25 protein-coding genes and 1 tRNA gene are annotated in these 25,482 nt (G+C 47.0%); 14 read left to right on the plus strand and 12 right to left on the minus strand.

Annotation, left to right across the window (positions count from 1 at the left end; genetic code table 11):
• Positions 1-701: 701 nt before the first annotated feature.
• Together QGP82_RS31585 and QGP82_RS31590 are read right to left on the minus strand one after the other, a co-directional pair.
• On the minus strand, positions 702-2,657 hold the full coding sequence (locus QGP82_RS31585) for a caspase family protein (RefSeq protein ID WP_499062012.1): 1,956 nt from the start codon (positions 2,655-2,657) through the stop codon (positions 702-704).
• Between the two features lie 7 nt (positions 2,658-2,664).
• Complete coding sequence (locus QGP82_RS31590) at positions 2,665-3,039, minus strand: hypothetical protein (protein ID WP_163698830.1); 375 nt, start codon at positions 3,037-3,039, stop codon at positions 2,665-2,667.
• Between the two features lie 402 nt (positions 3,040-3,441).
• On the opposite strand from QGP82_RS31590, the gene QGP82_RS31595 reads away from it, so the two are divergent.
• Positions 3,442-3,771: a hypothetical protein gene (locus tag QGP82_RS31595; RefSeq protein ID WP_163696629.1), complete on the plus strand. Its 330-nt coding sequence runs from the start codon at positions 3,442-3,444 to the stop codon at positions 3,769-3,771.
• Between the two features lie 90 nt (positions 3,772-3,861).
• Positions 3,862-4,491 (plus strand): hypothetical protein, encoded by a 630-nt coding sequence (locus tag QGP82_RS31600; RefSeq protein WP_163669767.1) that lies wholly within the window; start codon positions 3,862-3,864, stop codon positions 4,489-4,491.
• 3 nt (positions 4,492-4,494) lie between these two features.
• Here the strand turns inward: QGP82_RS31600 and QGP82_RS31605 are convergent, their stop codons facing one another.
• Positions 4,495-5,238 carry a DUF554 domain-containing protein gene (locus QGP82_RS31605; protein ID WP_163669769.1) on the minus strand — a complete coding sequence of 248 codons (744 nt, stop codon included), beginning with the start codon at positions 5,236-5,238 and terminating at the stop codon, positions 4,495-4,497.
• Positions 5,239-5,467: 229 nt separating this feature from the next.
• On the opposite strand from QGP82_RS31605, the gene QGP82_RS31610 reads away from it, so the two are divergent.
• On the plus strand, positions 5,468-6,424 hold the full coding sequence (locus tag QGP82_RS31610) for an Npun_F2552 family protein (protein ID WP_499062013.1): 957 nt from the start codon (positions 5,468-5,470) through the stop codon (positions 6,422-6,424).
• 122 nt (positions 6,425-6,546) lie between these two features.
• On the opposite strand, the gene QGP82_RS31615 is transcribed toward QGP82_RS31610, so the two are convergent.
• The 3 genes from QGP82_RS31615 to rimI form a co-directional block, all read right to left on the minus strand.
• Positions 6,547-6,966, minus strand: coding sequence for a hypothetical protein (locus QGP82_RS31615; protein WP_163669773.1), 420 nt, complete (start codon positions 6,964-6,966; stop codon positions 6,547-6,549).
• 388 nt (positions 6,967-7,354) lie between these two features.
• Positions 7,355-9,823, minus strand: a complete 2,469-nt coding sequence (locus tag QGP82_RS31620; RefSeq protein WP_163669775.1) for an ATP-dependent Clp protease ATP-binding subunit — start codon at positions 9,821-9,823, stop codon at positions 7,355-7,357.
• Between the two features lie 329 nt (positions 9,824-10,152).
• Positions 10,153-10,695: a ribosomal protein S18-alanine N-acetyltransferase gene (gene rimI, locus QGP82_RS31625; protein ID WP_250565158.1), complete on the minus strand. Its 543-nt coding sequence runs from the start codon at positions 10,693-10,695 to the stop codon at positions 10,153-10,155.
• Positions 10,696-10,823: 128 nt separating this feature from the next.
• On the opposite strand from rimI, the gene lysA reads away from it, so the two are divergent.
• The 8 genes from lysA (at position 10,824) to arsM (ending at position 18,415) form a co-directional block, all read left to right on the plus strand.
• Entirely contained in the window at positions 10,824-12,215 is a 1,392-nt protein-coding gene (lysA, locus tag QGP82_RS31630) for a diaminopimelate decarboxylase (RefSeq protein WP_163669792.1), read from the plus strand.
• A 395-nt stretch (positions 12,216-12,610) separates the two neighbouring features.
• Entirely contained in the window at positions 12,611-13,465 is an 855-nt protein-coding gene (cdaA, locus tag QGP82_RS31635; protein WP_006518533.1) for a diadenylate cyclase CdaA, read from the plus strand.
• 164 nt (positions 13,466-13,629) lie between these two features.
• Entirely contained in the window at positions 13,630-13,947 is a 318-nt protein-coding gene (gene pedR, locus QGP82_RS31640) for a photosynthetic electron transport-dependent transcriptional regulator PedR (RefSeq protein WP_163669793.1), read from the plus strand.
• A gap of 123 nt (positions 13,948-14,070) precedes the next feature.
• Positions 14,071-15,351, plus strand: coding sequence for a histidine--tRNA ligase (gene hisS, locus QGP82_RS31645; RefSeq protein ID WP_163669795.1), 1,281 nt, complete (start codon positions 14,071-14,073; stop codon positions 15,349-15,351).
• Between the two features lie 59 nt (positions 15,352-15,410).
• Positions 15,411-15,968 (plus strand): GNAT family N-acetyltransferase, encoded by a 558-nt coding sequence (locus tag QGP82_RS31650; RefSeq protein WP_163669797.1) that lies wholly within the window; start codon positions 15,411-15,413, stop codon positions 15,966-15,968.
• 135 nt (positions 15,969-16,103) lie between these two features.
• The gene (locus tag QGP82_RS31655; RefSeq protein ID WP_163669799.1) at positions 16,104-16,805 is read left to right on the plus strand and encodes a DUF5671 domain-containing protein; all 702 of its coding nucleotides are present in this window, start codon (positions 16,104-16,106) and stop codon (positions 16,803-16,805) included.
• A 48-nt stretch (positions 16,806-16,853) separates the two neighbouring features.
• A complete protein-coding gene (locus QGP82_RS31660) occupies positions 16,854-17,276 on the plus strand; it encodes a hypothetical protein (RefSeq protein WP_163698834.1) in 423 nt (140 codons plus the stop codon).
• Positions 17,277-17,446: 170 nt separating this feature from the next.
• Positions 17,447-18,415 (plus strand): arsenosugar biosynthesis arsenite methyltransferase ArsM, encoded by a 969-nt coding sequence (gene arsM, locus QGP82_RS31665; protein WP_163669802.1) that lies wholly within the window; start codon positions 17,447-17,449, stop codon positions 18,413-18,415.
• Here arsM and QGP82_RS31670 read toward each other — a convergent pair.
• The gene (locus tag QGP82_RS31670) at positions 18,412-18,984 is read right to left on the minus strand and encodes a PEP-CTERM sorting domain-containing protein (protein ID WP_499062014.1); all 573 of its coding nucleotides are present in this window, start codon (positions 18,982-18,984) and stop codon (positions 18,412-18,414) included. The two genes, arsM and QGP82_RS31670, sit on opposite strands and share 4 nt — an antisense overlap.
• A 390-nt stretch (positions 18,985-19,374) precedes the next feature.
• Between QGP82_RS31670 and QGP82_RS31675 the strand changes: the two genes are divergently transcribed.
• Positions 19,375-20,112 (plus strand): succinate dehydrogenase/fumarate reductase iron-sulfur subunit, encoded by a 738-nt coding sequence (locus QGP82_RS31675; RefSeq protein ID WP_499062015.1) that lies wholly within the window; start codon positions 19,375-19,377, stop codon positions 20,110-20,112.
• An 89-nt stretch (positions 20,113-20,201) separates the two neighbouring features.
• On the opposite strand, the gene QGP82_RS31680 is transcribed toward QGP82_RS31675, so the two are convergent.
• From QGP82_RS31680 to rsfS, 5 genes are all read right to left on the minus strand, one after another.
• Positions 20,202-20,759, minus strand: coding sequence for a peroxiredoxin (locus QGP82_RS31680; RefSeq protein ID WP_499062016.1), 558 nt, complete (start codon positions 20,757-20,759; stop codon positions 20,202-20,204).
• Positions 20,760-20,903: 144 nt separating this feature from the next.
• Positions 20,904-20,977: transfer RNA gene (locus tag QGP82_RS31685), tRNA-Met, on the minus strand.
• A gap of 127 nt (positions 20,978-21,104) precedes the next feature.
• Positions 21,105-22,058: an asparaginase gene (locus tag QGP82_RS31690; RefSeq protein ID WP_163669816.1), complete on the minus strand. Its 954-nt coding sequence runs from the start codon at positions 22,056-22,058 to the stop codon at positions 21,105-21,107.
• Between the two features lie 131 nt (positions 22,059-22,189).
• Positions 22,190-22,687, minus strand: coding sequence for a CGLD27 family protein (locus QGP82_RS31695; RefSeq protein WP_163669818.1), 498 nt, complete (start codon positions 22,685-22,687; stop codon positions 22,190-22,192).
• A gap of 53 nt (positions 22,688-22,740) precedes the next feature.
• Positions 22,741-23,181 carry a ribosome silencing factor gene (rsfS, locus tag QGP82_RS31700; RefSeq protein ID WP_499062017.1) on the minus strand — a complete coding sequence of 147 codons (441 nt, stop codon included), beginning with the start codon at positions 23,179-23,181 and terminating at the stop codon, positions 22,741-22,743.
• A 237-nt stretch (positions 23,182-23,418) separates the two neighbouring features.
• Between rsfS and QGP82_RS31705 the strand changes: the two genes are divergently transcribed.
• Positions 23,419-24,270 carry a HEAT repeat domain-containing protein gene (locus tag QGP82_RS31705; protein WP_499062018.1) on the plus strand — a complete coding sequence of 284 codons (852 nt, stop codon included), beginning with the start codon at positions 23,419-23,421 and terminating at the stop codon, positions 24,268-24,270.
• A gap of 88 nt (positions 24,271-24,358) precedes the next feature.
• Complete coding sequence (locus QGP82_RS31710; protein WP_163669822.1) at positions 24,359-24,778, plus strand: peptidylprolyl isomerase; 420 nt, start codon at positions 24,359-24,361, stop codon at positions 24,776-24,778.
• The last annotated feature ends 704 nt before the right edge of the window (positions 24,779-25,482 follow it).

The following is a 25,482-nucleotide window of genomic DNA, read 5'->3' on the forward strand; positions in this document are numbered from 1 at the left end:
AATAAAAATTACTGGAACTGTTACTGCGGCCCCTAACTCAGCTACTAATATAGCCAAGGACGTTGTTCGAGTTAGTGGTGTTTAAGAAGATCCTTTAAGGAGGGCATATCAAGCCCGGATGCTTACCATTAATAAAAATACTTATAAACCCTGTGATTTAGGCGCTGTAATTATGGGCAACCAAGAGGAGTTGATATTAATTCAAGTAGCTAATGACATCACTAAAATTCTAATTTTGAAGTTCTTAAAACGCTGATTATATCATTCCAAGATATGCGGATATTTCTTGATGAATAATAGCCAAAAAGTCAATTAGCTTTCTGGGGAGATTGTTGTCAAAACAAACAATAAAAATATTAGAAACAACCTCTAGGATTTGTACACTAAGCGTTTTGAGGATCTGTTCGAGGGAAAACTAAGCTGATCTTAATATCGTCAATATCCTTGGGCTCAAAGACTTTACGGGATCTTCTGAATGCAGCTTTCTGATGTCTACGTCTTATAGAAATAATACGCGCCTTAGACTTAACTGAAGAGGTCTCATCCTCTTTTGAGTTTGGCTGTTGATCATCAGCGTCGCTAGGGCGTTTCAGATCACTACTCTCGCTCATGAAGATATCCTTTTACGTACGCCTATAAGGTGGACAAGAGTAAGGCACGGTCACCAATATAACACTGCTTTGTAACAGGGGGAAATAATTCTAAAGGCTCATACCTACTCTTAATTCCCAAAGTGTTGCAACGAATGATCCATAAAAATCCATAAGGTCATCTGCAATATCCTTCAAGTCTGATTCATCTATTTCCTCAAGGCTTGACAAAGTATCAATGCACACTACACCACCAGGTTGCCCATCATCTGCCAACATGAAAGGAAACGTAATAAATGCTCTGGCATGACGCCCTAAACTTTCAATGGTTTGCCGAGGAAGATCGAAATCTTGGAGCCCCTCAATATACTCTTCTGGGTTCTGTTTATAATCAGCCAGACGATGAGTAACTATAGGCTTCAGAGGTAAAGACTTAAAACATCGACCTGGTGGCCCTTGTCCCTGTCCTTCTAGGCGATATTTAGTACTACTAGGTTTCTTATGTAAACCATTGAAATCATCTGGATCCAAACGCTTTAGATAACGATATTTGGTGGAGCGCAGAGCATTCTTATCCTGAAAATCAGGAACCCAAATTGATATTCTTGGACGTACCGTCTCCCAAGTAAGTTTAGGGTTATTCGACTGAAGTAGCTCAAGAAAAACATCATCAATTTCTGACAAAACCTCTTCTAGCTGTTGCCGAACAATGTCAATAACTCTAAGTGCTCTAGGTAGCTTGGGAGGGCGTTGCAGATTTCTGTTGCGCCTATATACAAAGATCTTTTGGGGTACATATGGTTTAGCAAAAACTTCAAAAGGGTTTTCTGGATCTTTAGGCCTTAAGGAAGCATATACCCTTGGACCTTGCTGATTTGCCCAGGATCTAACGAACTCTTCTGCAAGGATAATATGATCAGCGTCAGCAATACGAGCTAGACGGGCACACTCATTAAGTTCTACACCAATTAAGTGGTTATCATCTTCCCCAGCTCTTGTAATACTTTCAGACCATCCTTGGTGAAGAGCAATTTTAAGATCAGTCGGAGGTCGTTGATTTTGCATATGTTCTATCAGTTCACAAGCAAAATCAATCAAACGCTGGTGCTCTACAGCAGGCCAAACAGCAATAAACCTATCCAGTGCTCCATCAGTTTCAGCAGAATAGTTTCGCGCTAGCAACGGATGTTGAATCACAAAATCCCAAAGCACCTTTAGCACATGACGCTGATCTACTCCCCTCAGATTAGAGAAATCTACAACATTACCAACCAACATCAATCCAAATCGTGCATTACTTATGGAGGCAATACTGTTTTCTCTTGGGGACTTTGCAATAAAGATGTTATACCCTTGTTCAACAGGGTATAACCTAGGGGTCATTTGGGGATGATAGGCTCGAATTTTTTGCTCAATATAGCGATGTAGTTCATCGACGGAGATACGTCCATCTCTATCAAAATCGGCATCTCCAGACTCTATACCCTCAACAAAGTATCTTGTATAGACAGATAGACCAATTGACTTATCTTCAAAAGAAGATTCTATGGATGAGGATGAAGTAAGAATGGCTCGTCCTTTGCCTCCAAGGCTTGGGATACAGTCAATTGTAGAGTCAGCTTCCCCTTTGGGAATATAATCATTAGCGAAAGCACCACTAAAACAGCAGTCTAAGATAATAACCTGGTACTTAGAACGGCTACTATCCATTTGAGATTGAACATAAGTAGCCTTTACAGCCGTTGGGTCAATAATCACCCCCTTACCATTTTTCTCAACTTGAGGAGTTGCTAAAAATAGCTTTTCTTCTTGATTCTTGACGCCATGACCAGAAAAATACATTAAAACAACGTCATCTGGCCTCTTGTCCGCAAAGAGATTGTAGATCCCCCGTTCTAGCACCTGTCGTTCTGGATTTGCTAATACAGTGACTGAATCAAAGTTGCAGAGTTCTTCGTTTTCTAGAACTTCCTTAACACGCTGAATATCGTTTATGACACTAGGGAGTGCAGGAAAAGCATCATTCTCGTAGGTACCTACGCCAACAAGCAATGCATATTTAGCCATAGTTAGATCACCCGTTGATAAAGCGTTCTACTTCTGGCATCACCTGCTGTAGGTCCTCAGGCGTTCGAATTTTTATTTTTAGTTCTCTACCATTGCCTTTAGCTTCAACTTCTATTGAAGAACCAAAGAGGTTTTGACCTAAAACCCCCACCATTTTTTTCAAAGCATCTAAATTTAGGAGGGCTTTAAGTTTACCTAATACAAAACCGCCAATCCCTTTAGCACCAGGCAATGCTTCAGAGACAGGGAGTAGCATTACATCTTGTAGCTCTTCCAATTCGGCCAGTTGATTTCTTAGTGTGCGAACAGATACTTGAATTTCTTCATCAGAAAGCTCAGGATTTTCAAGAGTAACGATAACTTCAATAGATGAACCAGCCATAGAAATTCACTGACAATTGATTCTGTAGCCCCAAATGTATAGGAGAATACATGAAGATCGGGTATCTAAGTATCTTATCAGGTGAACAGTAGGATTAACGAACGTTTGTGTGATTTTTAGGCACCTTCAAATGTGTTTTTTTAGGGTATTTAACATCCCTTGGTTCCGGGATCAGGCATAAATTCACTTTTGTTTAGCTAAAGTACGGAAAGCCTATTCAAATTATGCGTAATTTACTGAGTTTGTAGTTTCCCAAAAGATTTTTTTAACTAATTGCTTATGTGATGACTCTTTGAAACTGAATTTAAGCTTTTTGGAAGATATCAAGATTCAACAGAATGAAAGGCTACATTGCTTGAGCACATTTTGATCACCTTTTAGAGTTCTGATCGATATTGTCATATGGCCGAATTGTCTATTAAACAAAAGTCTTTATTTATAGAGAAGATATTCCCGGTGAAGCTGCTGGATCAGCAGGTGTACTACGAGCAGAGAAAACCCGTTGGTACAGGGAAACAAACTTTACCCCCTAAAGCCAAAGTCCTTCTCCCAGCAGCACCCCACCGTGAATCGGTCCTCATCACCCTCATCGGCTCAAACATTACCATGGACCTGATCATCAAACACCTCCATAAGCTTGGTTTTGCTGATCCCAATGCCTGGAGCAAAGAGCAAACCGAACCGAAAAGCGGTCAGCCCATGCGAGTCCTGAAAAAATGGATGCGCGTATGAGTCAAACCTGTCTTCAAGTGTTTACTAGAAGCTTCGCTATAGTTAAAGTGCTTTCTGTATTTCAGAGCCTTAGGTTAAAAGGTAAATTCAATGGCTAAACCACCAATCCTAGATCCTGAGCGTTCATATACCTTTCGGTCATATTTTGAAATGACCTATGATCCAGAGGATATCCTGGCTGAGTTTGGCTATCGCCTACAAAGGGCACGAATTACTTTACCTCAGGGAAAACGCACCTTTCCTCAGCTTGCTGAATTAGAACAGCGCATTGAACGTACATTGCCAGTAGTGAGTTTGACTAGCGAAACTGCTCGTCGGGAGACCTTGGTAGCTCCTATCCTGATAGAAATAGCTGCTTTCTGCAATTGTCAGCTCAAAATTGAATATCCCCTCAATGTTAGTCAATGGCTTAAAGGTAATCTGGATTATCTCCTACGATCTGATCACGAGTTTTTAATTATTGAGGCAAAAAACGACGATCTGTCGCGAGGCTTTACACAGTTAGCCGTAGAACTCATTGCCCTGGCAAAACAACAAGAATCCTTAGACCCCTTATTTGGTGCCGTAACCATTGGTGAAGTGTGGCGATTTGGTCAGCTCGATCCGCAGAAACAACAAATCACTCAAGACTTAGAACTGTTTAAACTACCAGGAGATTTAGACAGTTTAGTCTCCGTACTCATTGGCATTATGGAAGAACAAACTGCTTTTGCAGTGTAGTCTCTAAACACTCAACAACTGACAAAGTTTATACAGCAGTGGTGTCAACAATAGCGCTGGTAAAAATGAGGCCACTCGGATAGTCGCCACTTTTAACAAATTCAAACCTAACCCTAGAATAATGACCCCACCCACACCGGTCACCAACAACACACTGGGGGAAGATGCCGGATCACCAATCCCACTGGCCAACAATCCAGCCAACAAAGACATACCACCCTGATAGACCACCACGGGCAGCACCGAAAACCCAACACCCGCACCATAACTACCGGTCAACGCGATCGACACCAGGCCATCCATAGTGCCCTTGATAATTAAAATTGTGCCATCACCGCTAAGACCGTTGTTGAGACTGCCCAAAATTGCCATGGGGCCAATGCAAAACAACAAACTCGCAGCAACAAACCCTTCAGTAAACTGACCGCCGCCGCCAAATCTGGCTTTTAAAGCATCCCCAATAGCGATGAGTCGTCGTTCTATCTGCCACCACTCGCCCAGCAGACCACCGACAACCAAGGCCACCAAACCAACAATCACACCAGCAATGTTGCCAGCATCTACCTCAGTCAATGGCTGAGCCATTTGCATTCCGATAAATAGAGTGATCAGCCCCACCGCCTGGGTAATCACATCCTGCATCGCCCGAGGTAATCGTCCCCTTACAATTAGCCCACTCGTGGTACCCAATAGCACCAGCACCACGTTAATCCAGGTCCCACTTGTCTTTGCCCACAGGCTCAGCATTATTTTCTTATCTTCTATAGCATCCTGAGGGCATCATCGTCCCCTTGGACACCCTACAATCTTAAGCCCACCTTTTGTCGTCAATACTCTACTTGCGCATCAGGATCAACCAGGCATTTCTTCATGTAGGGTCGTTCCATGGAACGACCCTACATCAGATATTGGATTGCACTTTAGGGCCACCAGATTCACAATAAATAATGAAATTGACCATTTTCTTGAATAATCTATGGTTTCCGTCAGTCTGCTCAAAGCTACCAGCTACGATATCGACACCCTAGAGCAGCAGCTTCGTGACCTGCTGGCTCCTTTAGGTGGCATGGCAGCCTATGTCAAACCAGGCCAGCGAGTTCTTTTAAAACCTAATTTACTCACAGGCGCACGTCCTACCAAGGAATGCACTACGCGGGCAGAGTTGGTTTATTGTGTGGCTAAACTGGTTCAAGAAGTTGGCGGCCAACCGTTTTTGGGTGATAGCCCAGCCTTTGGTAGCGCCTACGGTGTTGCTAAGGCCAATGGTCTACTGCAGTGGGCAAAGAAACTTGACCTACCCATTGTGGAACTCCACGGTAAACGCTATCAGTTTCAGCAAGAGGGTAATTTTGATAACCTGCTGCTCTCGAAAGAAGCAATGGAAGCCGATGTGGTGATCAATTTACCTAAGGTTAAATCCCACGTTCAGCTCACGCTAACATTGGGTGTCAAAAATCTCTTCGGCTGCGTGCCAGGAAAAATGAAAGCCTGGTGGCATATGGAATCAGGTAAGGACTGTCAGAAATTTGCTCAAATGTTGGTGGAAACTGCCCAAGCTATTGATCCAGACCTGACAATTTTAGATGGCATCATTGGTCATGAAGGTAACGGACCTAGCGGCGGTGAACCACGACGCCTTGGGGTATTAGGTGCATCACAGAATGTCTATGCTCTAGATCGGGCCATGGTAGATGTTCTTCAGATCAAGCCATCTCAAGTGCCAACCGTTGCAGCCTCTCAACGCCTTGGACTATGCCCCACTAACATTGATTTTGTTCTACAGTCACCGGCTGAGTTGTACATCGATAACTGGCAACTACCCGAGAAGCTAATGCCCATTGATTTCGGCATGCCACGGGTGATGAAATCTACCTTTAAGCACCTGTATATTCGATTTATCAAGGAACCGATCGCTGCCTATGCCCAGCGCTAGGTGGCATCAACCGCATGTTCCTATACACCCAAAGGTCGAGCTTGATAGATTAGCCCGACCTTTGGGTATAGAATTGATTCGCCACCGGGCGCTATCAGCAGGGATGTTGTATCCAGCCTTTACTAGAAACCAGCGGTAGTTCTCCTCATCGCTTTGGCCATGGACTTAAACGACGACATGCTGGGGCCTGGGCGACGACGACTTGCCTTAGCAACGGGGGTTGTGTAATCAAATGTGGGAGCTGGCTCTGGTTCAGGTGCTGGCGGTTGATTAGCTGAAGCTGCCAGTGCTGTACGAATTAGTTCTATAGGATCTGAAATAGAGGCAGTTGGAGTGGCCACTGGGGCAGCTGTTTCGGATGCTTTGTTATCAGTATTCTTGACCTTTTTAGCCGCAGGAGCTTTGGCTGTCGCTGCAGCGGGCTTTGGCGCTGGTGCAGCAGCAGGTGCTGGCGTAGCAGTGGGCTCAGAAATAGCCGCGATTTCTTCTTCGGGTAATTCTAAATAGTATCCAGACTTTTTACCTAAAAGTTTGTCCAGCACTCTAACTAAGCTCCTAATCAAACAGCAATGTTGTTGCTAATTTAAGGAAATATTTTTAGCTGCGTTGCCAAGAATTCCAAGAATTATTTAGCAACTTACAGATTAAGTTATTCCAAAAAACAGCAACGTTCAGCAATAAATACGCCGAATCCCATCGGCAATCATAACCTTGCAACGAAGTCGCTGCGAGGTAAAACCATTATCAAATCTGACGCCTGTGGGAAGCAAGGAAGCATCAGACCTGTTTACAATAGTTAATAACTTACTTATTTAAGCGATTATTTAAGCGATATCGTTTCCTCAATCTGGCCCAAGCATGGCCATTAAAAATGACTTCTCGGAACTTTTCCAAGAAGTCATTTGTGAAATGAACTGAGACTAGGGCAGCTTAATCGGCACCTTGGGTAAGTAGCTCACGCTTCTCCTTAGGTGCGATAACGACCTTACCTTTCTCATCCACATCGACGACGGCTGTATCTCCATCCTGTAGACGGCTGGATAGAATCTCCTCTGCTAAGGTGTCCTCTAGCAGACGCATGATGGCGCGACGCAACGGTCGAGCACCGTAGCTGGGGTTGTAGCCCTCTTCCACCAAACGCTCTTTGAACTTGTCCGTTACCTCTAGGGTGATTCCCTGTTCGGTTAACCGACCAAAGACTTCTTTGAGCAGAATATCGGAGATTTCTTTAACCTCAGGCTTAGTAAGCTGACGGAAGACGATGATTTCGTCCAAACGGTTCAAGAACTCAGGACGGAAGTACTGCTTCAGCTCTTCATTAACTAGAGAACGAATGCGGTTGTACTGAGACTCAGCTGCATCTTCCTCTAGCTCAAAGCCAAGGCCACCGCCACCTTTCTCAATAACCTTAGAACCGATGTTGGAGGTCAAAATCAACAAGGTGTTCTTGAAGTCAACTGTACGGCCTTTGGCATCGGTGAGACGGCCATCTTCCAAAATCTGCAACAGCATGTTGAAGACATCAGGGTGGGCCTTTTCAATCTCATCAAAGAGAACGACTGTATAAGGGCGACGACGTACAGCCTCAGTCAGCTGACCGCCTTCGCTATAGCCGACATAGCCCGGAGGAGAACCAATCAGCTTAGAAACTGTGTGGCGTTCCATAAACTCGGACATGTCAAGGCGAATCATCGCTTCTTCTGAGCCGAAGAAGTAAGCGGCCAATGCCTTGGTTAACTCGGTCTTACCAACACCGGTAGGACCAGAGAAGACAAAGCTCGCAATGGGTCGGTTGGGATTCTTTAAACCCACACGGGCTCGACGAATTGCCCGAGAAATTGCTTTCACAGCTTCATCTTGGCCGATAACGCGCTGATGCAGCGTATCTTCCATGTGAAGCAGCTTCTCAGACTCAGTTTCAGTCAGTTTATTAACCGGTACGCCAGTCCAAGATGCCACGATGTGGGCAATGTCCTCTTCGGTAACCTCAGGAGAATCAGAACTACCAGCTTCATCAGTGCGCTTACTTTGAGCGATCGCACGAATTTCAGCCTTAATTTCCATTTCGCGATCGCGAAGCTCACCCGCTTTGTCAAAATCCTGAGAACGTACCGCATTGTCCTTATCTTTTAGAACGCTACGTAGTTCCCGATCCAATTCTTTAGCAGCCGGGGGAAGCTGGGAATTAATCAGTCGTACCCGAGAGCCTGCCTCGTCAATTAGGTCAATGGCTTTATCGGGAAGGAAACGGTCAGAGATATAACGATCCGCCAGCTTGGCCGCAGCTTCCAAGGACTCATCAAGAATCTTGAGCTTATGATGCTGTTCGTAGCGATCGCGTAGACCGTGCAGAATTTCGATGGTTTCCTCAACGCTGGGCTCACCCACCATCACAGGCTGAAAACGACGCTCTAGGGCAGCATCTCGCTCAATGTGCTTACGATACTCATCCAGGGTGGTGGCACCGATGCACTGTAACTCACCCCGAGCCAGGGCAGGTTTGAGGATGTTAGCAGCATCAATAGCGCCCTCAGCAGCACCCGCACCGATCAGGGTATGAACCTCATCGATTACTAGGATGACATTCGCAGCTGAGCGAATTTCATCCATGATTTTTTTCAGGCGCTCTTCAAATTCACCGCGATACTTGGTTCCTGCCACTAACAGACCAATATCCAGGGTGACAACCCGCTTTTCTTCAAGGATATCGGGGACATCACCGTTGGCAATGCGTTGGGCCAAACCCTCGGCAATTGCAGTTTTACCCACACCTGGCTCACCAATGAGGACAGGGTTATTTTTGGTACGACGGCCTAGAATCTGAATAACACGTTCAATTTCTTTTTGACGGCCAACCACAGGGTCAAGCTTGCCCTCTGAGGCCATCTGAGTCAGGTTAGAACCAAATTCATCCAGGGTGGGCGTCTTCGTTCGACCTTGACTACCACCAGTGGAGACCTCAGCGGTCTCACCTAACATACGAATCACCTGGGTACGAACCTTAGACAGGTCGACACCAAGGTTTTCTAGTACACGGGCAGCCACGCCTTCGCCTTCGCGAATTAGGCCAAGGAGCAGATGCTCAGTGCCAATATAATTATGGCCTAGCTGACGGGCCTCTTCCAGGGACAGCTCTAACACCCGCTTAGCACGTGGTGTGAAGGGAATTTCTACGGCGACGAACCCGGAACCGCGACCGATAATCTTTTCGACCTCGATCCGAGCATCTTTGAGATTTACCCCCATGGACTTCAGAACTTTGGCGGCCACACCGGTACCTTCACCGATGAGACCGAGGAGGATTTGCTCAGTTCCCACAAAGTTATGGCCCAGTCGGCGAGCCTCTTCCTGGGCGAGCATGATCACCTTAATGGCTTTTTCTGTAAAGCGTTCAAACATGGCGGCTTTTCATCACCTGGCTTGTGCGGAGTTGCCATGATTCTAGCACAGCCATTTTTGCTGAAACTGTGCCGGTATTCACGACTTGCAATGGATCTAGCGCTAAAAAAAGACTCACTTAAACAATTTTTGGGTAGATCTGGGAGTGAAGTCAGGCGGCATTGTCCTTGGTCGCGCTCGTTACATCGTGTACCACCGATTACTGACATCCTTAACCAAGATTTAAGCCTGACAGGGCCTTTGTTTAGGGGGCAAACGCCTTGAATTTAGAGATTTTACTCCACAGATTTTCCGTGACATTACGCACATAAATATTTAATACGTATTAATTAGTGATTGTTACATGGGTGCCATTGGTATTGATGCTGACGAAATGTTTCTGTGCATTCAAGTTCTAAATGCTTTAGCTGTTGTAGAAACTCAGGGTTTTGCAAATGGCTGCGCCATAAAATGAGGGCATTTTCGCCGTCCTGGTAATATCGCTTACGTTGTCCGGCTGTGCGAAAGCCAAATTTTTGATACAGACTCAGGGCTTTTTGATTAGACGCTCGCACTTCTAACGTGGCATGGGTGAGTTCGCGTTGACGTGCCAGCTGTAGCAGCTGAATGAGCAAGAGCTGTCCTAAGTATTGGCGGTGATAATCGGGATGAATGGCTAATGTAGTGATATGGGCTTCATCTAGAATGGCCCATAGACAGCCTAGACCAATTACATCTTGATTGGCCAAAAGTACAAGTAGATCGCTATTGGGACTGTCAATTTCGCGTCGGTAGCCAGCTTCAGTCCACAGCCCCCCCAGGCAAACCTGATCGAGCCGCAATACAGCAGGCAGCAACTCATCGGTCAAAACTTGGTAGGTCAGTGTTGTCATCACGCGTATGAAAAGGTCCAGGTAAATAGATACTTTCTCAGAAGAAGCCAGAGGGTGATCGGTGACGAATTGTACACTGGAAGCTTGCATTGGGTGATTTCACCCGCTGACAACCTCTGACAATAGCTATGGTTTCCACACTTCCTTCTGCAAATCAAACCACTCGTTCTAGCCTTGACTACCTGGAGACTAACGGGTCTGACTCACCCAATCAGCGGCTTTTACCCCTCAGTGTTCAGGTAAATGAACAGGATCATCTGCAAGTTGGCGGGTGTGATGTCGTCGATCTAGTTAAGGAGTTTGGCTCTCCGTTATACATTCTTGATGAAGTGACGCTGCGAACGGCATGTCAGCAGTATCGTCAGGCATTTGACCAATACTATCCGGGAGAGGCTCTAGTGATGTACGCCTCAAAGGCATGGAACTGTTTGGCGGTGTGTGCGATCGCAACCCAAGAGGGCCTAGCCGTGGATGTGGTATCAGGGGGGGAACTCCTAACGGCACTAACGGCTGGCGTTAATCCAGATAAGCTTTACTTTCACGGTAACAACAAATCCCACGGTGAGCTGCAACGAGGCATTGACGCAGGCTGCCGCATTGTTGTCGATAACTGGCATGAGCTTAAAACCCTCAGCGCGCTAGCCAGTCCGCAAACCCCCGCAACTATTCTGCTACGAATCACACCAGGCATTGAATGCCACACCCACGACTATATTCGCACCGGACACATCGATAGCAAGTTTGGCTTTGATCCCGATCAATTAGAAGAAGTCTTTACCTTCGTAGCTCAGCAGTCATCATTAGTTTGTGTTGGTCTGCATGCCCATATCGGCTCTCAAATTTTTGAGCTACAGCCCCATGAAGATTTATCTGCTGTCCTTGTAACTTGGATGGAAGCAGCAAAACGCCATGGTTTACCCATTAGCGAACTCGATGTGGGGGGTGGCCTTGGCATTCGCTACACCGAAACCGACGATCCACCCAGCATTACTGATTGGGCACAGGTCGTTTGCGAAAACATGGTCAAAGCTTGCCAAGAGGCCAATGTGGCTTTACCCAAATTAATCTGCGAGCCAGGACGTTCTCTCATTGGCACAGCTTGTATCACCGCTTATACCATCGGCGGCCAGAAGACTGTCCCCGGTATTCGTGCCTATGCTGCGGTAGATGGCGGTATGTCTGACAATCCTCGTCCGATTACTTATCAGTCGCTTTACCGAGTGTTAGCAGCTAACAAAATGTCAGCCCCCCTCAGTGAAACCGTTACCTTGGCAGGTAAACACTGCGAATCGGGAGATGTGCTGATTCACGATGCCCAGCTGCCTGTTTTAGTGGCGGGCGACATCGTCGCTATTCCCGCCACTGGAGCTTACAACTACAGCATGGCCTCCAACTACAATCGCGTTCCTCGACCGGCAGCCGTATTGGTGAAAAACGGTGAGGCCTCATTAATAGTAGAGCGAGAAACCGATGCAGACTTAATCCGCTACGACCGTCTCCCCAGCTATTTAAGGAGCTGAGCTTGGCTATCTGGCGGTCAATGGAGCTGTTGCCTAGAATAGAAGCCAAGATACATGCTGCGGGCCATCTTGGGTAGTCTTTACAGTAGCCGCCGCTTTAGCAATGAATCGTCCACAGTTATTAACGCTATCTGTGGCGTCTTATCCTGTAAATCCTGATTTTTGAACTGGGTGCATCCTGAGATCTGCCGTGGCATCTCGTAAATGCAATTAGAGGAAGCGTTGGTTACCTTGGCAGGCCAACAACCAGGGTCCTTCTCAAAGCGATATGCAGGATACGTAGCCCCCGCTACCGTGATTAGAAGAACGGTTTGAATGCTAAAGCCGAGCGTCTAACGCAATGTCTAACGCACTATTTAGATCCTTATATTGAAAACCCAGGTTGGGGCTGACATTTGCTAGGTCTGTTCATCCATATCATCGATATTGCCCTTGTTCTCGTTCTCATCTACCTAATGTTGGTGGTTATTGGCGAGCGCCGTAACCTATGGATGATTCGAGGACTTATTGTGCTGATGCTGGCAGCCGTTCTTAGCCATGCGCTAAAGCTATCGCTGCTTGGTTTTGTGCTGACTAATTTATCCTTTGGGGCCGCTGTGGCCATGGCCCTGATGCTACAAGCAGAAATTCGTCGATTTTTAGAACTTTTGGGACGGGGCGAACTTATTCAGCTGTTTTCTCCCACCAGTCGCCCCACATCCAGACCAGATGGTGTGATTGATGAACTGGTGGATGCCGTTCGGGAACTCTCTCAAAAACGTACGGGAGCGCTAATGATTTTAGAACTTGGCCCCCCCATTGATGAAAATGATTTCTCGGTTCCTGGAGTACGGCTGAACGCCGATCTATCCAAGGAACTGATTCAGACTATTTTCCAAACCAGTACCTTGCTCCATGACGGTGCCATTCTCATCCGTGCGTCTCGGATTGTAGCCGCCGGGGTCATTCTGCCCATTTCAGAAAGAATTGCCTCAAGACAGTTGGGGACTCGCCACAGGGCAGCCATGGGGATTACTGAACGCATTGAAAATTGCCTGTGTATAGTCGTTTCTGAAGAAACGGGTTCTATTTCCATTGCCCAACGGGGTCGCCTGAATCGCCCCCTGACTAGCAACCGATTGAGGGAGCTACTACAGGAACAATTCACACCGCTGGTGGAAAGCGACACTGTTGCCCCCGAATTGCTCAATCTCGGTCGTCGGTTGACCGGGCTATGGAAATGGGCTGGGCAATTGCTGGATAGACGTTAGATATCTGGATGTCTAGAGTTTTCCAAGTTTATTTTAGATCTCTGCTCAGGCCGTTACAAATGGGGCAGATTAAGTAAAAAAGCTAACAAACACGCCTCATCTTAAAAATGGTTATGATGTAATAAGCACTAAGCATATATACGCAGTGAGTGAAGGGTACTTCCATGTCAGCCAGCCAATCTTCCCAGGAAAAAGAGCAAACTCCCTTGTCAGAACGGGAATTGCAGATTGTTGAGCTGGTTGCCGCTGGCTTAACTAATCAAGAAATCTCAACTGAGCTTGATATTAGTAAGCGCACCGTTGATAACCACATCAGTAATGTTCTAAATAAAACAGCCACCGGTAATCGGGTGGCATTGGTCCGTTGGGCTCTGAAATGGGGCAAGGTCTGTATCGATGACGTTAACTGTTGCAACCTGCCCACTACTAATGGTCATAATGATCAGCATCTCTCCAATGGCCAGCAGGAGCTAGTGTCTTAAACCAAAGTTGCCATCTGTGGTCTTTTCTGCAGAAAAATCTAATTCTGGTTGTGGATAAAGTTTAAGCTGGCGATCATTTGATAGGGTGGGCAATGCCCACTGCAAATTTTTAACAGTTCACTAATGAGCAATATCCAGGCACTGCGAGGTACCCGTGACATTCTGCCCGATGAGGTAACGGTGTGGCAGCATGTGGAATCAGTAGCTCGTGATATTCTCAATCGCGCTGCCTATCGAGAAATTCGCCCACCCATGTTTGAGCAAACAGAGTTGTTTGCTCGGGGCATTGGTGAGGCCACCGATGTCGTTGGTAAGGAAATGTACTCCTTTGAAGATCGGGGGGGACGCTCCATTACACTGCGGCCAGAAATTACTGCTGGTCTTGTGCGGGCCTTTATTGGTAATAAGTTGTACGCAAGCGGCGGTGTACAGCGTCTATGGCATACGGGGCCAGCCTTTCGTTATGAGCGTCCTCAAAAAGGGCGGCAGCGACAGTTTCATCAGCTAGATGTAGAAATTTTGGGTAGTCGCGATCCACGGGCGGATGTGGAGGTAATTGCGATCGCAACCGACATCCTCCAAAGTCTGGGTTTAAAGTCTCTGACCTTGGATCTCAACTCAGTCGGTAGCGGAGCCGATCGCCAAGTCTATCGCGATGCTTTAGTGAACTACCTCACCCCTTACAGAGATGAACTTGACGGTGATTCCCAAGCTCGCCTAACGCGAAACCCCCTGCGTATTCTGGATAGTAAAGACAGTCGCACCCAGGAAATTGTCAACGATGCCCCCAGTTTGCTGGATCATCTGAGTGATGATTCCCAGCGTCACTTTAACCAGGTGCAACAGCAGCTCAGTGCCCTGGGCATTGACTTCACTATTAATCCTCGGTTAGTGCGAGGTCTCGACTACTATACCCACACTGCCTTTGAAATTATGTCAGCGGATCTTGGAGCCCAGGCTACAGTCTGCGGTGGTGGTCGCTATGATGGTTTAGTCCAACAATTGGGCGGCCCAGACGTTCCAGCCATTGGCTTTGCCATTGGTTTAGAACGACTCACCATTTTACTTCAGCAACTGCAAAGTACACCGGTCCCTGCCTTAGATTTCTACATCGTTTCCCGAGGTGAAAAAGCAGAGCCTGCGACTACAGTGCTTGCTCAGAAGCTTCGCCATGCAGGATTTTCGGTAGAAATCGACTTGAGTGCTAGTGCCTTTGGTAAACAGTTTAAGCGGGCTGATCGCAGCGGCGCTATTGGCTGTTTGATTCTGGGGGACGCCGAAGCTGAAGCGAACACTGTACAGCTAAAGTGGCTGAGTTCGGGAGACCAGTCAGAACTGTCTCAAACTGATTTAATTAGACAGGCTGACAGTCTAAAAAACAAACTTGCAACCTTGCGCCAGTAATAAAATTAGATCTATTAGCCCATGTATAGACGTTGCAGGCAACGTCTCTTCACCCATTTATGTCAAGACTAGAGGTCACCACCACCTATCTAGAAATGCTGTCCGTGAGTCAGATTAACCCTGCCTCGCCCACGCACATCACCCTGACAGAAGCTGTTGTCCCATGTCCAGAATTCCAACGATTCCTTTACACCGCAGTGGGAGGATCATGGTACTGGATGGACCGCCTGCGTTGGACCTACCAACAGTGGGCCGATTATCTCAACCAAGAGTCCGTTTGTGTCTGGGTTGGCTATGTCAACGGTGTACCAGCAGGCTACTTTGAGCTGTCAAAACAACCCGATCTCAGTGCCAAAATTGAGTATTTTGGTCTCTTGCCTCAATTTATTGGTCAAGGCCACGGGGGCTATCTTCTAACCCTGGCTCTCAAAACAGCCTGGGAACTCACCTCAACACGGGTCTGGGTGCATACCAACTCCATTGATGGTCCCCATGCCCTAAAAAATTATCAGGCGCGGGGGTTGGTCATTTATGACCAACAGCAACATATTTTTGACTTGCCCCAAAGCTCACCAGGGCCATGGCCTGGAGCCCGTAGCCCTCACCAAAAGCACTAGGCACAATTCCTTCAGAGACAATTCCTTCAGAGACAATTACTCCAGAGACAATTACTAAGAAATATCCTCACTTCCGTCACAGGCTCCAATGGCGATGCTAGCGTAAACGGAATCAAAGGCTAATTTAGAGTGTCCATGGCCCAAGATCCATCTAACGATATATCCGATAACTCTCCTCAGACCCCATTAAACCAGCCTAAAAATCGTTCAGAGCTGGTAAATTTTATCGCAGCCGCTCGCAGTCGGGGAGCCTCCGATGAGTTTATTAGTAGCCTACTACGCAATTTTGGTTGGCCCCAAAGAGAGATTGAGCGTGCCTATTTTGTCGTCTATGAAGAATTCGTGGGCATGCCCATTCCTGCTCCCTCTGGTGGTCAAGGGGAAGCAGCGCGAGATGCCTTTATCTATCTGCTTTCGTTTGTCACGTTAGGAATTTGGACCCAAGCACTGGGAGAAATTGGGTTTATCTTGATCAATCACGTCATCCCAGATCCCTTAAGCCGTTCCTATGGCGACTCATCGTTTCAGGTGGCCTTTTGTCTAGCCCGTCTGTTGGTGGCCTATCCGGTATATCTGCTATTGATGCGCAGAATTCTCAAGGACCTGTCTGTATATCGCGAAAAAACCTACTCCGGTGTCCGCAAATGGCTCACCTATATTGCCCTACTCATCGTTGCATTGGTGGGCATCGGTACCTTAATGGCGTTTCTCACTTCGTTTTTGCGCGGCGAATTAACTCCACGGTTTTTGCTCAAAGTGCTGGTTATTTTAGTCATTGACGGCAGCGTCTTAGCATATTACTACCAATGGGTTCAACGACGTCCAGCTCAGATTTAACTCAACGTCTACCGTCAGATGGGCTATGCCCACCTCGCTTTGCAAACTATGAACCATTCAGCATTTGATCGTACCTTTGCCACCCTCGCTACTGTGGCTGTCGCTGCTGGTGCAGCGGCTGGTTTTTGGGTGTTGGGCACACCAGGTCAGCAGCGTCTGATCATGAGTGACCGACAGCGATTGGAAGATTTGAATGCGATCGCAAATACCCTTTATTGGCAAAATCAAGACCAGGAAGAATACGTCCTACCCGACACCCTAAACCCGGATGATCAGCGTCAAGATCCCATTACTCAAGAGCCCTATGGCTATAGCAAAGTTGACGAGAGTCTATACCAGCTCTGCGCTAATTTTGCCACCGATAGCAGCACCCACAAGTTAGCCAATGCCAATAACGAAAACTGGCAACACCCTGAAGGATTTCACTGCTTCGAATTAGAAATTAGTCAACAGCCCCCCTCTCTCTATTAACCATTTCAAGATTAGAGAAATTAGACAATCTATGGCATGATCCAAAGCCATCACGACAGGTTCAGCCGATTTTCAGGAGATTTTCAGCTGTGTAGGCGTTAATAACAGCAGCCTAACCGCCTAAAATCAGACCTCTATCTCACCCCTTCGTTTTCTTCTAGGAGAATTACATGAGCTACCTTGAAACCACAGCTAAGTTCTATAGTGACGTGGCCGAAGACCCCATGGTAGGACTGTGCTGTGTTCAGAGCACCCCATTGCAGCTACCGGACTTAAATGTTCCTACCCTGATGCAGGAAATGAACTACGGTTGCGGTACAACCGTCCATCCGTCCGAATTATCAGGTGACCCTACCGTGCTCTATGTTGGCGTTGGTGGTGGCATTGAAGCCTTACAATTTGCCTATTTTTCACGGCGGCCCCAGGGGGTCATTGCTGTGGATCCTGTAGATGCGATGAGGGATGCAGCCCAGCGCAATCTAGCCATCGCTGCCGAAGAAAACGACTGGTTTGACCCCAGCTTTGTCGACATTCGTAAAGGTGATGCATTCGATTTGCCCATCCCCGACAATTCCGTCGATGTGATGGCACAGAACTGTCTGTTCAACATTTTTGAACCGGCGGATCTAGTGCGGGCTCTAAAAGAAGCCTATCGAGTGATTAAACCTGGCGGTCGTTTGGTCATGAGTGATCCCATTGCCACCCGCCCAATCCCCCCCCACTTGCAAGCAGACGAACGGTTACGGGCTCTATGCCTGTCGGGAGCCCTCACCTATAACGAGTATATTCAGGCCTTAATTGACACGGGTTTTGGCCAGGTGGAAATCCGAGCCCGTCGCCCCTACCGTCTACTGGGTAAAGAAACCTACAACCTAGATCAACCCCTATTGCTAGAAAGCTTAGACTCAGTTGCGTTCAAGGTTCCCCTTCCTCCTGATGGAGCCTGTGTCTTTACTGGCAAAACAGCTGTCTATGCTGGCACAGAAGAGTACCTTGACGATCAGTCCGGACATATCATGCAGCCAGGCATTCCCCTGGCAGTATGCGATAAAACTGCAGCTAACCTGGCCAGCAAGTTCCCTAATGAGATTGTTTTAACCCCATCCACCTGGTTCTATGACGGAGGGGGGTGTTGCTAACCTAGACGGCGCGTTAGCCAGCAGCCACAGCCCACTGTGGCAAAGCCTAACCAAACAGACGGCTCTGGCACCGACTGCCTATTTGGACTAGTCGAGTTGGGGGGCAATGCATGATTCACAGTATCTCCTCGGTAAAGATTTGCCCCCACAACATATCCAAATTCATTGTTGTCAATCGCAAATCCATCCACTGCGACATCGTTAATAAGCGGAATTTCCGCAGGGTTATTACCTAAACGAGAAACGATATAGGTGATACCCATAAACTGGCCATCTTGAAAGTTGACTTTTGGAGAGTTGGCATCAATATCTAAAACATCATTGTCATCAGTAAATGTGATGCCACCAAAATCAAAGATAATTGACGTAGGCCGAACCGTTTCGTAACTCTCTTTCAGTAAATTCGTGACATCAACGGATGTTAACCCTATATAGCGCTCTCCTGCGAGGGGGCCGGATGTAACATCTACAGTGAAGTCATAGGAAACAGTGTGAGCAAAAGCTACTTGTGCCTTAAAGAATGTCAATATGGCAGTTGTTGCCGCCATCAAACAAACGCGATTCATCATGACAAGATTACCTTAGCTCAGTCAATTTATGGTCTCTAAACATCTTTAAATCCTGTATGTATACCCTAAAGGAGAGTCATAGCAAAAACGCCAGTAACAACAAGGAAATTTGATGAGTGTTTACTTAAACTTGTAGTCAACTATTCTGAAAAATTGCGGACTTGAAAAACAAGAGGTAGTCCAACAAAAGATATTAAGTACTATTTTTTTCAGCCTAATGTCGGATTACATAATAGTTGTGGCAGTCATGAAGCCCTGGGCGTACTATTGAACTGTTGGCAAACAAATCTGCCTTGTGTCTAGCAACAGCTATGTGCGCCAAGCTATAAGTTCTGAGCGGCACCGTAGATCTCAGGGCTATGTATTCCATCGATAAAACAATGACGAACAATGCAGCTTAAGCTTAAGGTTTGGCGACAGGCAGCTCCTGATCAATCAGGGCATATAGAGGACTATCGCCTTTCAGGCGTATCCCCCGATATGTCCTTTCTAGAATTACTTGATTTACTCAATGAACAGCTCACAGCCTCGGGGCAAGAGCCGGTGGAATTTGATCACGATTGTAGAGAGGGAATTTGTGGCTCTTGTGACCTGATGATCAATGGTCAGGCCCATGGACCAGAGCTGCGTACGGCTACTTGCCAACTGTATATGCGTAACTTCAAAGATGGGGATACCATCGTCATCGAGCCTTGGAGGGCTCAGGCATTCCCAGTTGTTAAAGACTTAGTGGTAGATCGCAGTGCGTTGGACCGGATCATGGCAGCCGGGGGCTTTGTATCTGTAAAAACCGGGTCTGCGCCTGAAGCTAATAGTCTTCCTGTTGCCCCTGGTAAAGCGCAAACTGCCTTTGATTATGCCACTTGTATTGGCTGTGGAGCCTGTGTAGCGGCTTGCCCCAATGCGTCTGCCGCCCTATTTACTGCGGCGAAGGTGGCTCATCTGTCTTTACTTCCCCAGGGACATCCCGAACGCCGTCAGCGTGTCATCAACATGACTGAACAAATGACAGCCGAAGGCTTTGGTGATTGCTCTAACCACGGAGAATGTCAGGCGGTCTGTCCTAAGGGAATTTCGATTGATGCGATCGCAACCATGCGCCGCGAATACCTCAAGACCATTTTTTAAGGCCTATCACCCAATCGTGGGTTGTCCAAATCGTAAAGCCATACCCCAAATCGTGTGGGGACGTTCCATGGAACGTCCCCACACGATTATTAGGCCTGGAGTTCGTCCAATCGGGCCAGGACTTCTTGGCTATGGATCGCCGGGCGCACACCGAGAAAACGCTCGCGCATGGTCCCATCCGGATCAATTAGATAAGTATGGCGCATCGACATGGGTTTCATCCAAGACCCATAGGCACGGCTCACCGCACCATCAGTATCTGCCAGTAAGGGAAACTTTAAGCCTTCGGAATCACAAAATTCAGCATGGCTATCCACATCGTCAGCACTGACACCAATAACCTGGGTCTTGCGCTCAATAAACTCTGGTAAATCTCGCTGAAAGCGTTGTGCTTCCAACGTGCAACCAGGGGTAAAGTCCTTGGGGTAGAAATAGAGAACAACCCACTGTCCCAAGTAATCTGTTAGGGAAATTTCCCCATCGCCTACATTTGTGGGGAGCGTAAAGGCAGGAGCAGGCTCCCCCAACGGTACTTGTTCACCACCGAGAGCTTGGGCCGGTAATGATGGCCCTAAAATCAGCACCCCCACCAATAGCACCGACAAAGCCAGACGGTAAATACAACGACGGACAAACGAAAGGGTCATAACAAACAACAGCAAAGCAAATACTTTACTTAAGTTAACATTTCTGGCCAAGCCCACAGGTTGTCTTAAACACTAAGGAAATTAGATGAGATACACAAAAAAATAAGGTTCGAAGTTAAACTTCGAACCTTATTTTTTCTTAAGTGGCGGGGGCCGGATTTGAACCAACGACCTTCGGGTTATGAGCCCGACGAGCTACCAGACTGCTCTACCCCGCGTCAGCGCTTTACTACTATAGCTATGGGTTGTGTAAAGTGCAATACTTTTTTGCCATTAATTTTTGATCCCCAGATTTTTTCATATCTAATTCTGCCAAAAGCCCATGACAGTAGGCTTTTCAAGAAACTAAACAAGGTCAATTTCACCAACCATATCGAGCCGCTTGTAGTCGCTCAAATTTAAATAGGTTTCGGCCATCGTGTCGGCAATATCTGGAGAAATCCATCCCAACTGTCGTAAAACATGGAGAGCCGCTGCATATTTAGCCCGCTTAGAGCCATCCACGACCTTCAGGGCTACCCCCAAGCCTTCCCCTACTCGACTCATACATTGAATCCCTTCTGCCCCAGACTTACTGAGAATTTCGCCATGGGTCAAGCACATTAATTCCGTATCAAATCCGCCGGGGCCTGATACCATCTCCGGATGGTGTGTCATGGCTCGCACAACTCGCTCCATCTCCAGGTTTTCTCCTGACGCCAATTTGGCATACAGCGTTGCCATTTGTCGCAGCTGCATGAAATAGGTGGGAGCACCACAGTCATCGTGGGCGCAAATAAACTCGTCAGATGGCATTCCCAATAAACTGGCAAAGCGATTGAGAATCAGCTGTTGCAAAGGATGATTGCGGTTCAGATAGGTATTGAGTTCCCATCCTTGCTGTTTACAGCATGCCAGCATGCCAGCATGCTTACCTGAACAGTTGTGTTCTAACGGGCTCTTCTTGCCATCGGGCACCGGACATCGTAAACACGTAGGTTCTAAATCAGCACGCCACAAAATGCCAAATACTTGCCGGGCCTGGTGGGTCAGGCCTTGGTGAGAACCACAGATAATGGCCAAATCTTTGTCAGTAAGCTTAAACGCATCCAAAGCCCCTGTAGATGCAATGGCCATCGCTTGGAAGGGCTTCAGGGCAGAACGTATAAAGCTGGCATTATCTGCATCACCAGCTCCTGATAGTAGTCTCCCGCGACTATCAGCCACTGCCGCGTGGACCTGATGAACAGACTCGACAATCCCTTCTCTCAACAGTTGGACTGCCAATGGAGTAGTGGAGATACGGCTTGGCCTAGGCATAAATTTTGATTGAAACAGCTAGAAAATGACGATATATAAGATATACAAAGATACCGGACCATATGAACCGGGATCAGAATACACCGATAAAAACTGAATACCTGACTTATCTTGGCAAAACAGGAAAATAGTTAGAGGAGCGACCACCCCAGAATACTGGTTGCCAGGCAGCTGGCTATGATACCAAAGGTTTTTCTCAGGCGACTTAAGATTGGTTTCACCTGGTAATCCACGATCAGGCAATCGCGATTGAATACATCATCAGGCTTAGTCCATATCTGACCGTCATACCAACCCGACTCTTCGTAGGGCAGGTCCCTGATTTGCAAGCGATGACCCACATGGGACCAACCCACATAAAGCTGTAGCAACGTTAGCGTTGGTATCACCAAAGCTCCCAATGAGGCACTCACCAAAAACTGAGTCAAAAATTTGGTTGGAGCAAAACTGGCAGCGGCAATCGGTGCGGAGACTAACCAACTGAGCCCCCAAACCACTAGAACAGGGACGGTGTAACCACGCAAACTACGGGCACCCCAGCTATAAAACCAGGACTCCCGCATTTCCTCATATTCTCGAATAGGTAGCTGCTCAGCAGGAACAGGACAGCGTGGTGCAGAGCGTTTCATGGCCAATGGTTACGTTTTAATAACTTCATCATAGGATAAGCACTCGCTTTGGCCTATTGCCCCATGCCAGAGGGGGGCGTAGGAATAAACTCAATGCGCTTAACGTGGCCCCAGAATGCCTCAAGATCGTAATATTCGCGCTCACGTGGCTGAAAAATGTGGGCAATGACGTCACCGTAGTCATAAATCACCCATTTCCCTTCTTCAACGCCCTCTGTACGTAGAGGAGAGCGGCCATGGTCCGTTTCGATGGTGGACTCAATGGAGCGGGCAATCGCACGAACCTGGACATTGGTAAACCCAGTGGCAATTACAAAGTAATCAGCTAGATAGGACGCATCACCCACCTGTAGGATAGAAATATCCTCTGCTTTCCGGTCATCGGCGGCATTGGCAATGGCTGTCGCCAGCTCTAATGCCTTTTCGTCTATTTGTTCCGTTGCGATCGCATCTACACTATTTCCTGATGTATCCAATCTAAGTGCCTCAGTCAAAGATAATAAGCTCCCTCATCAAATCAACAATATCTACACGGTAATGCAAATTATTTGAAGCAGAACACATTCAGCAATTCTGCAGTCAATAGTGTAACGAGGTGTAATACATTACCAGTGGGTGTACCTAATGGCCATTACCGATGTCAAACTTTGGCATCATAGGGGATAATCCATCTGATTTTAGGGGATAATCCATCTGATTTAGAAAGTGAACCTACATGAGGAAGCGCTGTTATGGCGACGCAAGCAGGGATAGGCGTATTAATTGGATTGGGGATCGGTTCGGGTGTAACCGCCTTCTTAATGCAACGCATTATTCGTCGCCAGGATAATGCCTTACAGCAATCCATTAATCGCTTGAACCGCATCCAGGAAGATCATGCCCAAGATTTAAATGCAGCCCTGGAAAAAATGGCCGCTGACTACGAACAGCAATTGGCCGCCAAAATTGAGCGTTACCAAGACACCCATGAAGAACAACTCACCGAGCTAGACGCCGAATACGAAGCGCGTATTGCAGCATTGACCGGCATTGGCTTTCAAGAAGAAACCAATGCAGTGCCAGAAACGACGGCAGATGCAGTCAACGAGGTTTCAGCGCCCCCAATTGAAGCCACTCAACCCATTCCAGAACAAACCTTTACACCCATTCCAGATCCCTGGGCAGAGAGCAACAATCCACCTGGAGCCACATCTGAACCCGCTCCCCCCCCAGAGACAGTGGCCACAACCTCGGTTGAGACAACGACTGCACCTGGCCAGCCCAATGCCAGCCAGAATACCCAACTGACTCAAACCGCAGCTGAACTAGGTAAAACCGCCGCCCTCAATCGTAAGGAAGCTATTCGCGCTGTCCCCCAGCTTGGCAAGCTCACCAAAGATGTCGATGCTGATGTTCGTCTAGCAGCCATTACAGCCCTTCAAGAATCTGGTTCCATCAAGGCAATTCCCTTTCTGCGGCAGGCACTTAGAGATACTGACAGCCGTGTTGTAGCTGCTGCCAGTGCCGCCCTCAATCGCTTTAAAGGCAGCAAGAAACCTGCGCCAAAAGCTAAAAAAACTAACAAAACCAAACGTCGTCGATAAGATATCTGCAACTCAGCTTGAGCCAAACTACGCTTGCTGCCATCATAGGCAAAGGTTTTAACCCGCTTTGCTATACGAGGATGCCTGCATGACTAAAGCAATCATGGAAACCGCGAAGGGAACTATCAATATCGACTTTTTCGATAACGATGCTCCCAATACAGTTGCAAACTTTGTCAAACTTGCCAAAGACGGATTCTACGACGGGCTCAATTTCCACCGCGTCATCCCCAACTTTATGATTCAGGGCGGTTGTCCCAATGGTACTGGGACTGGTGGCCCTGGCTATAAAATCAAGTGTGAAATCAACCCTAACAAGCACGAGGCAGGCAGTCTATCCATGGCCCATGCCGGTCGTGATACAGGAGGTAGTCAGTTCTTCATATGCCATTCTCCTCAACCTCACCTGGATGGAGTTCACACAGTCTTTGGTAAAACCACAGATATGGATGTTGTTAATGCCATTAAGGGTGGCGATAAGATAGTGTCCGTGACCATTCAAGACTAAAACTATTGCTTTGGTGGCCCAGCCGCTAATGATTAATAGCTTTAAACTACAGCCCTGTCTCTTCATTGGTCATGAAAAGACAGGGCTAGTTTTTTAGAGGCCCATTCATGTCATACCAAATCCGAATTTATTCACCCTGATTAAAAATGGACAATCCTGTAGGGGCAATGCCTTAGGGATGCCCTTCGGTATCGGGCGTTACTAGTCAGAATTTCGTATAAGTCAATAGATAAGTCAATGCATTTAAAATAAACTCCATAAGTTTCCGTTCAACTAATTGAACGGTTCAATAGAACACATCTGAATAGAGTGTTCGGGAGTAAGATAGCTAACCAAGCCCCACAGAATTTACTAACAATAGAGAGAGTAATCTCAAACTCCTATTGTGCAATATGCTATCTCTTCATTTTTGGCCGATATGTTATTTAGATCTCTGTTTTTAAATAATTTCATTCCCTCTCATTCTTCTCATTAAACGCAGTCTTTTGTCTTATATTTCTCATCTTTAGAGAGATATCTAAATACCGAGTGATTTGACCCTGTTTTTGTCTTGCACTATCAGGATTTCTACGATTAGTATAGCTGTAAGATTCGTAATCTTTAACACAGCGTATTCCTATGGCTAACATCAAAAAAACACTCAGTATTGTATTGAGGATGGTAAAAACTATCGGAGTCGCTTTTGGTGATTGGAAAACGAGTTT

The sequence above is a fragment of the Leptothoe sp. LEGE 181152 genome (genome assembly GCF_032906605.1).
Classification (GTDB): Bacteria; Cyanobacteriota; Cyanobacteriia; order Phormidesmidales; family Phormidesmidaceae; genus Leptothoe; species Leptothoe turfae.

What these genes read in the sequence shown, in the direction of transcription:
- QGP82_RS31695 (WP_163669818.1), bottom strand. Translation starts at nt 22,687, where the DNA reads ATGAAACGCTCTGCACCACGCTGTCCTGTTCCTGCTGAGCAGCTACCT.
- QGP82_RS31705 (WP_499062018.1), top strand. Translation starts at nt 23,419, where the DNA reads ATGGCGACGCAAGCAGGGATAGGCGTATTAATTGGATTGGGGATCGGT.
- QGP82_RS31680 (WP_499062016.1), bottom strand. Translation starts at nt 20,759, where the DNA reads ATGACCCTTTCGTTTGTCCGTCGTTGTATTTACCGTCTGGCTTTGTCG.
- QGP82_RS31655 (WP_163669799.1), top strand. Translation starts at nt 16,104, where the DNA reads ATGGCCCAAGATCCATCTAACGATATATCCGATAACTCTCCTCAGACC.
- QGP82_RS31610 (WP_499062013.1), top strand. Translation starts at nt 5,468, where the DNA reads ATGGTTTCCGTCAGTCTGCTCAAAGCTACCAGCTACGATATCGACACC.
- QGP82_RS31600 (WP_163669767.1), top strand. Translation starts at nt 3,862, where the DNA reads ATGGCTAAACCACCAATCCTAGATCCTGAGCGTTCATATACCTTTCGG.
- QGP82_RS31595 (WP_163696629.1), top strand. Translation starts at nt 3,442, where the DNA reads ATGGCCGAATTGTCTATTAAACAAAAGTCTTTATTTATAGAGAAGATA.
- QGP82_RS31605 (WP_163669769.1), bottom strand. Translation starts at nt 5,238, where the DNA reads ATGCTGAGCCTGTGGGCAAAGACAAGTGGGACCTGGATTAACGTGGTG.
- QGP82_RS31650 (WP_163669797.1), top strand. Translation starts at nt 15,411, where the DNA reads ATGTCAAGACTAGAGGTCACCACCACCTATCTAGAAATGCTGTCCGTG.
- hisS (WP_163669795.1), top strand. Translation starts at nt 14,071, where the DNA reads ATGAGCAATATCCAGGCACTGCGAGGTACCCGTGACATTCTGCCCGAT.
- arsM (WP_163669802.1), top strand. Translation starts at nt 17,447, where the DNA reads ATGAGCTACCTTGAAACCACAGCTAAGTTCTATAGTGACGTGGCCGAA.
- QGP82_RS31710 (WP_163669822.1), top strand. Translation starts at nt 24,359, where the DNA reads ATGACTAAAGCAATCATGGAAACCGCGAAGGGAACTATCAATATCGAC.
- pedR (WP_163669793.1), top strand. Translation starts at nt 13,630, where the DNA reads ATGTCAGCCAGCCAATCTTCCCAGGAAAAAGAGCAAACTCCCTTGTCA.
- QGP82_RS31660 (WP_163698834.1), top strand. Translation starts at nt 16,854, where the DNA reads ATGAACCATTCAGCATTTGATCGTACCTTTGCCACCCTCGCTACTGTG.
- QGP82_RS31675 (WP_499062015.1), top strand. Translation starts at nt 19,375, where the DNA reads ATGCAGCTTAAGCTTAAGGTTTGGCGACAGGCAGCTCCTGATCAATCA.
- QGP82_RS31670 (WP_499062014.1), bottom strand. Translation starts at nt 18,984, where the DNA reads ATGATGAATCGCGTTTGTTTGATGGCGGCAACAACTGCCATATTGACA.
- QGP82_RS31690 (WP_163669816.1), bottom strand. Translation starts at nt 22,058, where the DNA reads ATGCCTAGGCCAAGCCGTATCTCCACTACTCCATTGGCAGTCCAACTG.
- QGP82_RS31590 (WP_163698830.1), bottom strand. Translation starts at nt 3,039, where the DNA reads ATGGCTGGTTCATCTATTGAAGTTATCGTTACTCTTGAAAATCCTGAG.
- rimI (WP_250565158.1), bottom strand. Translation starts at nt 10,695, where the DNA reads ATGACAACACTGACCTACCAAGTTTTGACCGATGAGTTGCTGCCTGCT.
- lysA (WP_163669792.1), top strand. Translation starts at nt 10,824, where the DNA reads ATGGTTTCCACACTTCCTTCTGCAAATCAAACCACTCGTTCTAGCCTT.
- QGP82_RS31620 (WP_163669775.1), bottom strand. Translation starts at nt 9,823, where the DNA reads ATGTTTGAACGCTTTACAGAAAAAGCCATTAAGGTGATCATGCTCGCC.
- QGP82_RS31585 (WP_499062012.1), bottom strand. Translation starts at nt 2,657, where the DNA reads ATGGCTAAATATGCATTGCTTGTTGGCGTAGGTACCTACGAGAATGAT.